Origin of the sequence: Alcanivorax limicola (assembly GCF_019931215.1) — a bacterium.
GTDB lineage: Bacteria > Pseudomonadota > Gammaproteobacteria > Pseudomonadales > Alcanivoracaceae > Isoalcanivorax > Isoalcanivorax limicola.
The window spans coordinates 150,452-165,177 of sequence record NZ_JAIOUB010000003.1; the positions used below are offsets into that span (position 1 = coordinate 150,452).

11 protein-coding genes are annotated in these 14,726 nt (G+C 62.0%); 2 read left to right on the forward strand and 9 right to left on the reverse strand.

What is annotated here, in order from left to right; genetic code table 11:
• Positions 1-26: 26 nt before the first annotated feature.
• On the forward strand, positions 27-2,402 hold the full coding sequence (gene pbpC, locus K8B33_RS10840) for a penicillin-binding protein 1C (RefSeq protein WP_223426339.1): 2,376 nt from the start codon (positions 27-29) through the stop codon (positions 2,400-2,402).
• Here the strand turns inward: pbpC and mscK are convergent.
• From mscK to gatC, 9 genes are all read right to left on the reverse strand, one after another.
• Positions 2,399-5,776 (reverse strand): mechanosensitive channel MscK, encoded by a 3,378-nt coding sequence (gene mscK, locus K8B33_RS10845; RefSeq protein WP_223426342.1) that lies wholly within the window; start codon positions 5,774-5,776, stop codon positions 2,399-2,401. The two genes, pbpC and mscK, sit on opposite strands and share 4 nt — an antisense overlap.
• Before the next feature lie 135 nt (positions 5,777-5,911).
• Positions 5,912-6,700 carry a hypothetical protein gene (locus tag K8B33_RS10850; RefSeq protein ID WP_223426344.1) on the reverse strand — a complete coding sequence of 263 codons (789 nt, stop codon included), beginning with the start codon at positions 6,698-6,700 and terminating at the stop codon, positions 5,912-5,914.
• A 109-nt stretch (positions 6,701-6,809) separates the two neighbouring features.
• Entirely contained in the window at positions 6,810-7,775 is a 966-nt protein-coding gene (locus K8B33_RS10855; RefSeq protein WP_223426345.1) for a PA2778 family cysteine peptidase, read from the reverse strand.
• Positions 7,776-7,831: 56 nt separating this feature from the next.
• On the reverse strand, positions 7,832-8,251 hold the full coding sequence (locus K8B33_RS10860) for a PA2779 family protein (protein WP_223426346.1): 420 nt from the start codon (positions 8,249-8,251) through the stop codon (positions 7,832-7,834).
• A 159-nt stretch (positions 8,252-8,410) separates the two neighbouring features.
• Positions 8,411-9,193 (reverse strand): cyclic nucleotide-binding domain-containing protein, encoded by a 783-nt coding sequence (locus K8B33_RS10865; protein WP_223426347.1) that lies wholly within the window; start codon positions 9,191-9,193, stop codon positions 8,411-8,413.
• Between the two features lie 95 nt (positions 9,194-9,288).
• Complete coding sequence (locus K8B33_RS10870) at positions 9,289-10,107, reverse strand: crotonase/enoyl-CoA hydratase family protein (protein WP_223426348.1); 819 nt, start codon at positions 10,105-10,107, stop codon at positions 9,289-9,291.
• A gap of 24 nt (positions 10,108-10,131) precedes the next feature.
• Positions 10,132-11,604 (reverse strand): Asp-tRNA(Asn)/Glu-tRNA(Gln) amidotransferase subunit GatB, encoded by a 1,473-nt coding sequence (gatB, locus tag K8B33_RS10875; RefSeq protein WP_223426351.1) that lies wholly within the window; start codon positions 11,602-11,604, stop codon positions 10,132-10,134.
• The gene (gene gatA / locus K8B33_RS10880; protein ID WP_223426352.1) at positions 11,604-13,082 is read right to left on the reverse strand and encodes an Asp-tRNA(Asn)/Glu-tRNA(Gln) amidotransferase subunit GatA; all 1,479 of its coding nucleotides are present in this window, start codon (positions 13,080-13,082) and stop codon (positions 11,604-11,606) included. The genes gatB and gatA overlap by 1 nt, the downstream gene beginning before the upstream one ends.
• Before the next feature lie 75 nt (positions 13,083-13,157).
• Positions 13,158-13,445 (reverse strand): Asp-tRNA(Asn)/Glu-tRNA(Gln) amidotransferase subunit GatC, encoded by a 288-nt coding sequence (gatC, locus tag K8B33_RS10885; protein ID WP_223426353.1) that lies wholly within the window; start codon positions 13,443-13,445, stop codon positions 13,158-13,160.
• A 239-nt stretch (positions 13,446-13,684) separates the two neighbouring features.
• Between gatC and K8B33_RS10890 the strand changes: the two genes are divergently transcribed.
• Complete coding sequence (locus K8B33_RS10890; protein ID WP_223427118.1) at positions 13,685-14,719, forward strand: rod shape-determining protein; 1,035 nt, start codon at positions 13,685-13,687, stop codon at positions 14,717-14,719.
• Positions 14,720-14,726 lie beyond the last annotated feature (7 nt).

Below are 14,726 nucleotides of genomic sequence, written 5' to 3' on the forward strand. Positions count from 1 at the left end.
CGCCGGTAAAGACAGTGGTGACAGGCATGGCGCGTGAAGCGAATCGCAGGAGCGGGTACAGACGTGGCCGGTGGCTGCTGGCCTGCCTGCTGGCGGTCGGGCTGGTGACGCTGCTGGCCTGGCCGTTGCCGCGCCCGTTGTTTGATGTGCCTTACGCGAACGCACTGCTGGATCGTGATGGCCGTCTGCTGGGGGCCACCATTGCTGCCGATGAGCAGTGGCGCTTTGCGCCGGTGGCCGAGGTGCCGCCGCGCTTTGCCCGCGCACTGATGCAGTTCGAGGATCGTCGCTTTTACTATCACCCCGGCATTGATCCGCTGGCTATTGCCCGGGCTACCCGCGATAACCTGCAGCAGGGGCGGGTGGTCAGCGGGGGCAGCACCCTGACCATGCAGCTGGCGCGCCAACTGGCGCGGCAGCACGGCGCGGTGCGCGCCCGCACCTTGCCCACCAAAGTGTATGAAGCCTGGCTGGCGCTGCGCCTGGAGCTGCGCTACAGCAAGGATGAATTGCTCGCGTTGTACGCCAGCCACGCGCCATTCGGTGGCAACGTCGTGGGGCTCAATGCAGCCAGCTGGCGCTACTTCGACCGGCCGCCGGATGATCTCAGCTGGGCCGAGGCCGCTGTGCTGGCGGTGCTGCCGAATAATCCTGCCTTGCTGCACCCGGGGCGTAACCGGGATGCCCTGGCCCGGCGTCGTGACGCCTTGCTGGCGGCGCTGTTCGAGGCCGGTGATCTGGATGCCCTGAGCTACCGGCTGGCGCTGGCCGAGCCGCTGCCGGAGGCGCCGCGGCCACTGCCGCGGCTTGCGCCACATCTGATGGCCACCCTGCAGCGTGGCGATGCCTCGCGCACGGCGGGGTTTTATGTCTCGGAGTTGGACGGTCGCCTGCAGCGCAGTGTCAGTGCGATTGCCGATCGCCACGGTCGACAGTTGAGCCAGCGCGGCATCCACGATCTGGCCGTGCTGGTGGTGGATCACCGGGATCTGACGGTGCGTGCCTATGTGGGTAACCACGATGCGGGCGATGCCGAGCGCGCCGGCGCCAGCATGGATCTGATTCGCAGACCGCGCAGCAACGGCAGCCTGCTGAAGCCGTTTCTTTATGCGCTGATGCTGGAAGATGGCCTGCTGCTGCCGGAAACACTGGTGGCCGATATTCCCACGCAGTTTGCCGGTTACAGCCCGGAGAATTTTGATCGCCTGCATCGCGGCGCGGTGCCTGCGCGGGATGCACTGACGCGGTCGCTGAATGTGCCCATGGTGCGCATGTTGCGCGATTACGGCGTCGAACGTTTCCATGACCAGCTGCAACAGCTGGGCCTGAGCACCTTGTTTCGGGCACCGGAGGACTATGGTCTGACGCTGATTCTGGGGGGCTCCGAAGCCAGCCTCTGGGAGCTGACCGGCCTCTATGCGAACCTGGTTGCCGGTGCCCGGGACGGCATTGCCCACCAGCAACGCATGCCGGCATTGCTGCGTGACGCGCCCGGGGCTGCCGGTCGGATGTCGCCCATCGGGCAGGGGGCAAGCTGGTTGACGCTGGAAGCGATGCTGGAGGTGGCGCGCCCCGGCCAGGACAGTGTCTGGCGGCAATATGGCTCCAGCCAGCCGATTGCCTGGAAAACCGGCACCAGCTTCGGCCTCCGCGATGGCTGGGCGATTGGCAGCAATGGTCGCTACACGGTGGGGGTGTGGGTAGGCAATGCGCAAGGGCAGGGCGTGCCGGATCTCACCGGTACCCTGGCGGCTGCACCGCTGATGCTGGAAGTATTCAGCCTGCTGGGGACGGCGCCCTGGCTGAATGCGCCGCACTGGGCCTTGCAGGCGGTCAGCGTGTGTGCGGCGGATGGCTATCTGGCGTCCCGTGATTGCCCGGCCCGCGCCGCGCTGGCACCGCGCGGGAGTCACTTCAGCCGCGTTTCACCCCATTATCGCACCCTGCATCTGGATGCCGACGGCTATCGGGTACATGCCGGGTGCGAGTCCCCCCTGCGCATGACGTCACAGCCGCGTTTTCAATTGCCGCCGTCCCAGGAGTTCTTCTGGCGCAGTCATCAGCCAGGTTACGCGCCGCCACCGCCCTGGCGGCAGGACTGTCTCGCGGGGCTTGCGGACTATTCGGACGATAAACCCATGGCGTTGCTGTACCCGCAGGACGGCACACGCGTCATGGTGCCGGTGGATCTGGACGGCCGGCTGGGGCGCGTGCTGTTTCGCGCCGTGCACCGTGACGCCCGGGCGCGGGTGCAGTGGCATATCAACAATGACTATCAGGGGGAAACCCGTCATTTTCATGAACAGGCTCTGCTGTTGTCGCCCGGCTGGCACCAGATCGTGCTGGTGGACCAGCACGGGCAACGGCTGGTGCAGTGGGTCAATGTGCTGGCGCGAGATTAGCGGTCTGTCCCGGGGGGCGGATCGTCGCTTGCGTTCTCGTCCCCGTTCTCGTCTTTGCCGGCGCGCGCGTCCTTGATGTACAGCTCCTTGCCTTCGCCACTCTTGATGTGCACATCCAGCTGACTGAAGGCAATCTCCAGGCCGTTTTCCTTGCACAGCCTGTCAATGTGCCGGTTGAGCTCATCCTGTACCGGCAGGCGGTCGGCCAACTCACCGACATGCACGCGCAGTTCGTGATCCAGCGTGCTGGCGCCGAAGCCGAGGAAAAAGGCGGTCGGCACCGGGTCCGCGAGCACGCGCGGATTTTCTGCGGCAGCCTGTAGCAGCACATCCTTGGCGCGCGCCAGGTCGCTGCCATAGGCAAAGCCCACTTTCAGCACCAGGCGTGTGACATTGTCACTCAACGACCAGTTGATCAGCCGGTCCGTCACAAACGCCTTGTTGGGAATGATGATCTCCTTGCGATCGAAATCGCGGATCGTGGTGGCGCGAATGCGAATGCGCGTCACTGTGCCGGAGAGATCGCCAATGGTAATGACATCGCCGATGCGGATCGGTCGCTCGAACAGGATGATCAGGCCCGAGACGAAGTTGGCAAAGATTTCCTGCAGACCAAAGCCCAACCCGACACCGAGTGCGGCGACCAGCCATTGCAGTTTGCTCCAGGACACCCCCATCGCGCCCAGTGCCACCACCAGACCGATTGCCGTGATGATATAGGCCAGCAGCGAGGTAATGGCGTAGGCGCTACCCGGTCGTAACGACAACCGGGAAAGCACCAGCACTTCCAGCAAGCCGGGCAGGTTACGTGCCATCATCAAACTGATCAGGATGGTGGCGAAGGCAAAGATCATGTCACGCAGACTGGTACTGACGAAGGTGGCTTGCTCACCTTCGCCGATGACTTGCTGCCAGAGCACAACGTTTTCCAGATAGGCCATGGCGCCAAGCAGATCGGACCAGATCAGATAGATGACAACGGTGAAACTGATCAGCAGGAACAGATTGGTCAGCCGCAGGGACTGATGGCTGACACGATCGAGGTCCAGCGGCGGTTCTTCCACCGCTTCGCCCGCCTCCGCATCGCTGCGGGGCTCCTGGTGTTTCTGTTCTTCTTCCCGTTTGGCCACGGCGCGACGGTAAGCCAGGCGCCGCGCAGCAACGGCGAGGCCGCGACGTGCGGTGGCGGCTACCAGTACCCACAGCAGCAGAATGTAGAAGGTGTCCACCAATCTGCCGCCCAGGCGAATGGCCGTGTAGTGGTAGCCCAGCACGCTGAGCACCGACAACACCAGCGGTATGGCCGCGACGGTCAGGGCGGTAGTGCCACGCACCAGCTTTACCTGGTCACGGGAGTAAGGGTAGTGCTGGGTTGCACGCCACATCAGCACGCCCAGCATCGGTCCGGTAAACAACATGACCAGCAGACCGAGGCGATCATTGGCGAGTAACTCTGGTGCTTGTTCGCCAATGGCGATAACCATGGCCATCGGCACAAACACCAGCGCGATGACCATCAGGCTGCGGCGCAAGCGCTGGACATTCTCTTCAGGCCAGCGGAAATGTTTCACCGCGATGCCCTGTTTGCCGAGCATGCGGTAAAGCAGGCCAAACACCAGCCAGATCATGGCGACTTTGATCAGCACCGCGCCGATCAGTGTGGCGCCGAGGGTATCACCGGTGCGCAGCACCAGCCCCAGCGTTGCCAGCAGCAATGGCACTGGCCCCACACGTAACAATTCCAGTAGCAGTGCCTTGGGTGTGTGTTCTTGCGTGTCGTGTCGCAAATAGCCGACCTGATCATTGATCTCGGCGAGTCGCCGACTCATGGCGGGCCGGCGTAGCAGCAGCACGACGCTGAGCAGCAGGGCGGCAGCCGGGATGGGCCAGCGTGCCATCAGGCGCTCGCCGGCTTGCTGCCAGGGTGTCAGGCTGCCCATTCGGGAAAATTGTGATACCAACTCGCGGGGCAGAACGCGCAAGGTGTCCAGATTCAGGGGGCGGGTGCTGGGCATCCAGAAAAGCTGCTCGCTGATGGTTGCCCGCGCGATGCGATTGGCGGATTGAAGCTGTTGCCGGGTGGCCTGGTTATTGATGGCCAGGTTCAACAAGCGGCTCATTTCCGGGTCCAGCTGCTCAAGCAATTCGCGCCGGCTGCGCAGTATCTGCGTCAAGGCTTCCAGCACTGCCGGATCGTCCGCATCGCTGCTGTCTTGCAGCAGCTGTCTGGCAGCGGCCGAGAGACTGGTGAGCTGGTTGCGCTGCTCGGTGAGCTGGAACTGCTCCAGGCGCAGGTCGGCAATATCAATCTGCAGGCTGCTGCCGGGCGCCAGCCGGGGCAGCATCTGCTGTTGCTGATACAGCATGCGCGACAGGAGCAAGCTGCCCTGCAGGGCAGCGACCTGCTCCACCAGGGAGCGCTCCAGCTGATGAACACGTTCCAGTTGGGAGTTCAGCGCCAGGTTCTGACGCAGCAGCACACCCACCTGGTCGGTGACGACCATGATGCGCTCAGCGATGCGCGTATTGCGCTGCAGTTCGGCGCTGAGCAGCGCGCTGTCGGGCAGGTCCGCCATCGGCGCCCGCGCGGCGTCGATCAGGGCGCGGGTGCGTTCACTGCGCTTCTCGTCGAGCAGGGCCTGAATGACATCCAGTTGCGCCTCCGTGTCGCTGATCTGGCGTTGCAACAGTGTGTGTTGGCGATTGGCAAGGGTTTGCAGTGATGAAGTGGACTGCAGCTCTGCGCGATGCCAGGTCAGCCGGCTCTCCAGGGCAGCAATTTCGCTGCGCAGCCGGTCGATAGCCGCCAGTTGCTCCGGCGCGTCATCGTTGACATTGAAGCGGATCAGTTCGGCGCGGGCGCGTTCCATCTGGGAAAGGGTGGTGGCGATAGCGGCCTGGGTTCGCTCGGGCAGCAATTGCGCGCTGGCGAGTTCGGCACTGACGCGGGATTGCTGTTCCTGTTGTTGCTGCAGTGTGCCAAGGCGCTCGAACAGCGTCTCGACCAGCGTGCGTATGTCAACAGCGGCGAGACGTTCCCGCAATGCGCTCGTATCTTCGGGGGCAAAGTTCTCCAGTGACTGCTCAGCCTGCAGCGTTTTGACAGGCACCTCTTCAACGCGTTCGCGCAGTTGCCGGAGGCGTTGGCGATTGCGTTCGTACTCGTCCAGGTGCGCCAGTGTCTGTTCCAGGTCCTGTCTGATCAGGCGCTGGCGGGCGGCGGGCATATTACGATCGGCGAGACCATCAAGTTGCTCCTGGACGGCCTCGCGCTCTGGCAGCTCTGCGGCCTGTATGGCAGGCACAAGGACTGGCAGACACAGCAGCATCAGCAGTGCGCAGGTGGTCCGGGTCGCGCGGTAGATAGGTGCCATAAAGATCCCTGATGATGTACCTCGATAATTGCCAATCATCGCAGAATACAGGCGGGACGACAGCATGGGCGGGCATAAAAAAACCGGCAGCCGCTGATGCGGTCTGCCGGTTTGTTCTATCTGGTACTGGCTACATTACAGCGGCAGCGAGAACTCAGCGATCAGGCCGACATCGTCGAACAGGCTGTCTTCGGTGCCGACAACCAGTGCGCCACGTACCCGTGCGGCACCGATGTTATGGTCCAGACCTGCGCTCAAGGCGCCGCCAAAGGCGTTGCCGGCGGTGGGGGTGCCGCTGATCACACGAGTGGGGCCCGCAGCAGCTTCGACTACCAGATGCGTGTCAGCGCTGAAACCGTAGAGCATGCCCGCGCCCAGTTGCAGACCGCTGTAGCGGCTGTCGTCTGCCGGGTTGACCGGATTGCCATCAAACAGATGGAATGAGGCATTACCGGTCAGGGTGACGCGCGGTGATACGGCGTAGCGGCTGGCGGCATAAACACCTACATCAAAACGGTCCTGGAAAACTTCTTCCTTGCCGATGGGAAGCGTGACATAGGAGCCAATGGCGATATCGACGGGGCTGTCCACGTCGAGCATGTAGCGGCCGGTCACGAACGCATCCTTGAGACCGGATTCGCTGGTGCCGTTGGAGCCACGACGATGGCCGATCTGCGCTTCGATTTCCAGATCCGGGTTCAGGGTGATGCCACCGAAGATATCAAGATCGGTGACATCCAGACCACTGTCATAGTCGGCATAGGAAACCCGGCCGCCAATGTAAGGCGTACCCGTGATTACGGCATCGAAGTAGTAATTCTGGAACAGGCGCACATTGTTGGTGCCTGACTGCGCGTGTGCGCCGGAGAATGTGATGGCAGCTGCGGTGCCGATGGCCAAGGCCGAAATGCGGTAACCCTTCATAGCGTGTGTACCCTAGGTGGTTTCTTTATAGTGTGTACTTTAATGGTGCAGTGTAGTGCAAACAGGTGAGCTAGTTCACACTCAGTGTAAAGCTATGCAAAAAAACGATTTACAGGTTGTCTGGCGGGCATGTGGCAGTGGCTGGGACCGTTGCGTCAAGGCGTTCGCGTAATTGTGCGAGGCGTTCACGGGAGGCGTCGGTCTGGTTGGCGTGCTGCCAGGCCCCTTCCGCCAGATCGTTGCAACCCTGCCCGGCGTAAGCCAGTGCGAGATTGTGCCAGGGCGCAAAAGCCTCCGGCCGGGCGCGGGCGGCGCGCTCCCAGGCCTGGATGGCAGATGCGGTATCCTCCCGCCCCCACAGGTGATTGCCCAGGGCAAATTGCAGCAGATAATCCTGCGGCCATTGCGTGGCAGCCTGCTGCCAGTAGGGAGCGGCGGCGGCTGGCCCGGCGCTACCGGTCAGCTCTTCCAGTGCCTGAACCAGATGCAACGGTCGGGCGTGAGGGGGCAGCTGGCCGGGGGGGAGTATTACCCAGCCCTGATAGTCGGCCCGTGCCCAGGTGCGGACGAAGCGATTCCAGCGCATGGTTGCCGCTTCTCGCGTATCGGTGTTGAGGATCACGGTGTTGCCCCGGTTTTCAAAACCGGTGACCACGGCAAAGTGCCAGCGTGGCCGTATCGGCAGCGCCAGATTCTGCATCACCAGCACGGGCAAATCTGCCTCCAGTGACTGGAAGAGTTGATCCTGATTGCGCACCGGGTACACAAGGCGCTCCCGAGCGCGCGCGGCGGCCACCATTTCGATAGCCAGGCTGCCCTGACGTTCGGGCAGCCAGACTTCGTCTACCAGGGTCTGATCGGAAACCTGCACCCCGGCACTGCCCAGTACCGTGGCCAGTGCGGCGGGGCCACACTGATAATCCTCTTGCGGGAAGAAAGGCACATCACTGACCTGGTGAGCGGTGCTGTCCGTGGCGGGTAGCGGTGCCCGGCTCTGACAGCCGGTCAGTGCCAGCAGTGTTAACGCAGCCAGAAGTGTAACGGCGCGCCATGCCGTGCGTGTCAGACACAACAAGGCAGCCCGGGGGCTGCCTTGTCGTCGTGCAGGGATTGTAGACGTTGCCGCCAACGTTAGCGGCCGCTCTGAATGGCCGGGAAGACGTTGGTGACACCCAGCAGGTCCAGCAGAATCAGCAGTACCAGCAGGAACACCAGGACACCCAGGGCGCCTTCACCTGCCGGCAGGTCTTCGGCTTGCTGGGCAAGCTGTGCCAGCTCGGCGTCACTGAGGCGGTCCATACGTTCCTGCAATCTGTCCTGGTCCACACCAAAGCGGCTCAGGGCATCGGCGGCATCCTGCCGTTCCAGAACGCTGGCGATACGTGCTTGATGATCTGCTCTGCTTTCTTCCGCGAGAATCTGATCCGTACCGATCATGGCCGCGTGTGCCGCAGGTACGAGCAAGGTTTGCACGGACATGAAGATGACGAGCAGTGAGCGAATGATGATGCGTTGTGATCTGGATCGTGATCCGGGATGTGACGTGCTCATTGTCGGAGTCCTCTATCGTCAGTGATGAGAAGACGATAGCACAGCTCATGAACAAGAAAGCCGGGCAAGCCGTTTGTTTTTCACTATTTTAGGTGTGGTCTTTCTTCGTGGGCTTTTCTGTCGGAGCTTCCTGCCCGAGCTTCTTGCCAGAGTAAGACGTTAGCTGGACAGCGCCACTACCTGACCATTGAGTTTGATGATCTGTCGGGCCATGTCTGTGAGCAGGCCGTGAATCATGGAGGGGTTGGAGCGGATCAGCTGTTTGAACTGATCCTTGGGCACCTTCACCACGGCACAGCGCGTGCGGGCCTTCACCGTGGCGCTGCGGGGTGAGTGCGTGAGCAGGGCCAGTGCGCCAAGCACTTCGCCTTCGCCAACGCTGCCCACCGGCACGTTGTCCACCAGCACCTCTGCTTCGCCCTCGAAAAGGCTGTACACATGGCGGGGCTGGTCGCCCTGACGAATGATGATGTCGCCGGGCTGGAAGTAGGCGAAGCCGGGCGTGGTTTGCAGGTCTTCATCGATATAGGCCGCCAGCAGGCGCGTCATGATGCCGTGTTGCGTCATCAGCAGCTGGGTCCACAGACGCGCGGTCTCCGTGTCGGCCAGCAGGGTACGCACCAGCGTCAGCGTGTCGAAACCCACCAGCAGCACAGCGGCGTCAGCGTGAAACTCGATGCCGTCCCCGGAGACGTCCGGGAGGATCAGATCGCCTTCGTCCCACGTGAAGAGTTTGCGTTGCTGGCAGCTCATGCTGAGCATGCCGCCTTTTACCAGCCAGGTTTTTGTCGGGTCCATACCTGCTGCGATAGCATCATCGGTCGGTCCCAGATGCAGCGGTGTGCCTGTGAGGTCGATGCGGCCGGTCAGTTCGATGACCTGTCGCTTGTACTGGCGCACCAGTGCGGAAAATCCGTGGGCAGGTTCGGCAAGCGTGATCATTGCTGTGGGCTCCAGTAGGCCGCAAGAAATGTGCTGCAAAAAACGGTGTCGCTAAACGGTGTAGCAAGAACTATGCCGTAGAAAGAAGCGTGGAGTCAGTTGCCGCGAGGGCCGTACTCCGGCGCCTCCTTCTTCATTGCTGCGCGCATGGCCCGGCGTTGGTTTTTGCCCATCATCAAACGCATCTGCAGGCGACGTTCGTTGCGGAAGGCCGTGCGTTCGGAGGCGACCCAGTTGCGCTGGAACAACTGTTTGGTGGCTGCCAGGGCATCCGGTGAGCGTGTCACCAGTTGCGCGGCCAGTTTCTGCGCCTCGATCAACGGCGTGTCACTGATGCCGGTGACGAGATTCAGCACTTTTGCCTCCTGCCCGTCAATGATACGGCCCGTCATGGTGAGTTCCTTGGCAACATCCAGAGGCAGCAGTTCGCGCAGGCTGACAGTGCCGCTCATGTCAGGGATCAGCCCCCATTTGATTTCCATGACCGAGAATTGGCAGTCGGGCGTGCTGAAACGGAAATCGGCGGCCAGTGCAATCTGCAGACCGCCGCCAAAGCAGTGCCCCTGAGTGACGGCGATGACCGGCACGGGCAGCTCGCGCCAGGCCCAGCAGCACTGCTGGAATACATTGGCCCGACGAAGCCCCAGATGGCTGAAAAACGCGCGCAGGATACGGCCGGGCTGACGGGTCACGGTGGCGAAATCGAGGCCCGCGCAAAACGAATTGCCTTCACCCTGCAGGATGACGGCGCGCAAGGTGCGATCCTTGCGCAGGTAGCGTGCGGCGTCGATGAGCGCCTCCAGCATGTCCAGATCCAGCGCGTTGTATTTCTTCGGCCGGTTCAGGCTCACATAGGCAATGCCGTCTTCCGTGTGCACGGAAACCCGTTCGCGAAACTGCATGTCATCAGCCATCAGACGTCTACTCCCGTGTGCGCCTCAGGGCGCGAGTTTTTGCTGCAGCAGTGCGTTGATCTGCTGCGGATTGGCCTTGCCTTGCGTCAGCTTCATGGCCTGGCCGACAAAGAAGCCGAACATTTTCTTCTGTTTGCCGCCCTCGGCAGCCTGATACGCCGCGACCTGTTCTGCATTGTCGGCAATGATCTGGTCGACGATCTTTTCCAGTTCGCCGGTATCCGACATCTGCTTCAGACCTTTGGCAGCAATCACCTCGTCCGGGCTGCCTTCGCCCTGCCAGCAGGCGTCGAACACCTGCCGGGCAATTTTCGACGACACGGTGCCATCCTTGATGCGCTGGATAAGCTGGCCCAGATTTTCGGCGCTGACAGGGCATTGCTCAATGGCGATGTCTTCTGCATTCAGGCGTGCGCTGATATCGCCGATGACCCAGTTGGCGGCCAGCTTGGCGTCGCCACTGTGCTGTGCCGCCGTTTCGAAATACGCCGCAGCAAAGCGGTTCCCGGCGAGCAGGCCGGCATCGTAGGCAGACAACTGATAGCTGTCGATAAAGCGGGCTTCCCGCGCGTCCGGCAGTTCCGGCAGGGTGGCGCGCAGTGCCGCGATATCGGCATCGGTGACCACTACGGGCAACAGGTCAGGGCAGGGGAAGTAGCGATAGTCGTTGGCGTCTTCCTTGCTGCGCATGGACCGTGATGCCTGGGTGTCGCCGTTGTACAGGCGGGTTTCCTGTATCACGGTGCCGCCGTCTTCGATCAGCTCGATCTGGCGCTGCACTTCCTGACGAATCGCGGCATCCATGAAGCGGAAAGAGTTGAGGTTCTTGGTTTCGGTGCGGGTGCCGAGTGTTTCATCGCCTTTGCGGCGCACCGAGACGTTGACATCAAAACGCATGGAGCCCTGGGACATCTCGCCATCGCAGATCCCCAGGCTGGTCACGATGCCGTGCAGCTTGCGGGCAAAGGCGACGGCTTCTTCCGGCGAGCGCATATCCGGTTCTGTGACCACTTCGATCAGCGGCGTGCCGGCGCGATTGAGATCAATGCCGCTCATGCCCCGGCCCTGTGCATCGGAGAATTCTTCATGCAGGGATTTGCCCGCATCTTCTTCCAGGTGGGCATGGTGAATGCGCACGACTTTTTTCTCGCCGTTTTCCAGCTGGATGTCCACTTTGCCGGGGCCGACGATGGGCGCTTCAAGCTGTGTGGTCTGATAGCCCTTGGGCAAATCCGGATAGAAATAATTCTTGCGCTCGAAAACCGAGCGCTGGCAGATTTCTGCATTGACGGCGAGGCCGAACAGAATGGCCTTCTCGACCGCGCCCCGGTTCAGCACCGGCAGGGTGCCGGGCATGGCCAGGTCTACCAGGCTCGCCTGGCTGTTAGGTTCTGCGCCGACCGCCGTGCTGCTGCCGGAGAAAATTTTCGAGGCGGTGGAAAGTTGCACATGAATTTCCAGCCCGATGACGGTTTCCCATTCCGTTATTTTTTCCATCATGCGTCTCCTTTCGCGGTTGCTGTTTCGCCGAAAGAAGGCGCCTTCTGATGCCAGTTCGTGGCTTGCTGGAAGCGATGTGCCACATTGAGAATCTGCGCTTCGCGAAAATAGTTGCCAATCACCTGGATGCCCACCGGCAGGCCATCAATCATGCCAGCCGGCATGGACAGCGCGGGCAGGCCCGCAAGGTTCACCGCAATGGTGAATACATCGGCCATATACATGGTCACGGGATCATCTTTCTTGGCGCCCAGTTCGAACGCTTGCTCCGGTGATGTCGGGCCCATGATCACATCCACGTTGTCGAACGCGGCGGCAAAATCATTGCTGATCAGGCGACGGACTTTCTGTGCGCGCAAGTAATACGCGTCGTAATAACCATGGGACAGTGCGTAGGTGCCCACCAGGATGCGGCGTTTCACTTCAGCACCGAAGCCTTCCGAGCGGGAACGTTTGTACATGTCTTCCAGATCGGCGGGGTCGTCGCAGCGATAGCCGTAACGCACACCGTCAAAACGGGACAGGTTGGAAGACGCCTCTGCCGGTGCGATGACGTAATAGGCCGGCACGGACAGGTCGACACTGGGCAAGCGCACCGACACCAGCGTGGCACCCTGTTTTTCCAGTTCGGCCAGTGCGGCGCGCGTGGTGCTGGCGATGCGGTCGTCCAGCGTTGCCGGGAAGAACTCTTCGGGCACGCCGATGCGCAGGCCGGTCAGGGGCTTGTCCAGCGTCGCGCTGTAGTTGTCCACCGGCTGATTGACACTGGTGGAATCGCGCGGGTCATGGCCGGACATGGCCTGCAACAGCAGGGCGCAGTCGGCGGCGCTGGTGGCCATCGGGCCGGCCTGGTCCAGGCTGGAGGCAAAGGCGATCATGCCCCAGCGGGAGACGCGGCCATAGGTGGGCTTGAGGCCGGTGATGCCGGTCAACGCCGCGGGCTGGCGAATCGAGCCGCCGGTATCGGTGCCGGTGGCGGCTGGCACCAGCCTGGCGGCCACGGCAGCGGCTGAACCGCCGGAAGAGCCGCCGGGGACGCGGCCGGTGTCCCAGGGGTTCCTGACCGGGCCATACCAGCTGGTTTCGTTGGACGAGCCCATGGCGAACTCGTCCATATTGGTTTTGCCCAGCATGACCGCGCCCGCGGCCTGCAGCCGCTCTACCACGGTGGCGTCGTAGGGCGAGATGAAGTTGTCGAGCATCCGTGAGCCGCAGCTGGTGCGCACGCCGCGAGTGCAGAAGATGTCCTTGTGGGCCAGCGGCAGGCCATTCAGGGGGCCAGCTTGCCCGGCGGCGCGGGCCTGGTCTGCGGCATCTGCCTGCGCCAGCGCCTGCTCCGGGGTGAGCGTGATAAAGCTGTTCAGTTCGCCGTCAAGTGACTGAATTCTTTTGAGAAAGTGCTCGGTCAGCTCACGAGCAGAAAAATCGCCGGCGGCCAGGCCAGCTTGCAGTTCTGTCAGGGTTTTACGGTGCATGCGTGTATCCGGCGCTGGGTGGTCGGGCCCGGGCAGATGCCGGGGCAGGATTCAATGGCGCTCATTCAATGGCCTTTATTCAATAACCTTGGGCACCAGATAGCAGCTGCCTTCACTGGCCGGGGCCAGCGCCTGCACCTGGTCGCGGATGTCCTGTTCGGTGACGGCATCGGGGCGCAGGGGCTGGGAAGCGTCCAGCGGGTGGGCGAGCGGCTGCACGGCGTCGACGTCGGCCTCCTGGAGGCGGTCTACCATGCCGAGAATGCTGTTGAGGCGGTCTGTCAGGGCATCGCTGTCTGCGGCGTCCAGATGCAGCCGTGCCAGATGAGCCACCCCTGCAAGTGCCTGCGGGTCGAGGGCCATGTGCGTCTCCAGGGCCATTGAGAAGGGAAGCCGCAAAAGCTACCACAACAGGCCCTCTCTGGGCCATATATAGCGCCGTCTGCGGGCCATGACAGCGGTTGCCGGTGCGGTAAAGACTGCATGGCCAGTTGCCCAAACCCCCCGCCGTTGCTAGAGTTGCGCCTCAATATCGTTGCGAGTGCTGTCGCCCGCGGCGGCTATCTCTCGCACCAAAATTCAGGAAGCTGGCCAGAATGTCCTTGATCAAGCGTATTCGGGGGATGTTTTCCACCGATCTCTCCATTGACCTGGGGACCGCAAACACCCTTATTTATGTACGTGGGCGCGGCATTGTGCTTGACGAACCCTCGGTGGTGGCGATCCGTCATCACGGGGCGCAGAAGAGCGTGGCGGCGGTCGGTATGGACGCCAAACGGATGCTGGGCCGGACGCCGGGCAATATTACCGCTATTCGTCCGATGAAAGACGGCGTGATTGCCGACTTTGAAGTTACCGAGAAAATGTTGCAGTACTTCATCAAGAAGGTCCACGAGAGTGGCTTTTTCCCGCCTGCGCCGCGTGTGCTGGTGTGCGTACCCTGCAAATCCACTCAGGTAGAGCGTCGCGCGATTCAGGATTCCGCCTACGGCGCAGGTGCCCGGGAAGTGTTTCTGATCGAAGAGCCCATGGCGGCCGCTATCGGCGCCGGCCTGCCGGTGGATGAGCCCAACGGTTCCATGGTGGTGGATATCGGTGGTGGTACCACCGAGATCGCCATTATTTCGCTTAACGGTATCGTCTACGCCGAGTCTGTGCGTGTCGGCGGCGACCGTTTCGACGAAGCCATCGTTTCTTTTGTGCGCAAGGAATACGGCAGCCTGATCGGTGAATCCACCGCAGAGCGCATCAAGCAGGAAATCGGCACAGCCTATCTGGGCGGTGAGATTCTCGAGATTGATGTGCGTGGCCGTAACCTGGCAGAAGGCGTGCCGCGCAGCTTTACCCTGAACAGCGAAGAAATCCTCGAAGCACTGAAAGATCCGCTCAACAGCATCGTCAATGCCGTGAAAAATGCCCTGGAAGCCTCGCCGCCCGAACTGGCTTCGGACATCGCCGAGCGCGGTCTGGTGGTGACCGGCGGTGGCGCCCTGCTGCGCGATATCGATCGCCTGCTGAGTGAAGAGACCGGCTTGCCCGTGATCGTTGCCGATGATCCGCTGACCTGTGTTGCCCGGGGGGGCGGCAAGGCACTGGAGCTGATGGATACCCGGGGTTTTGATACGCTCGCTTTGTAAGCTGCGT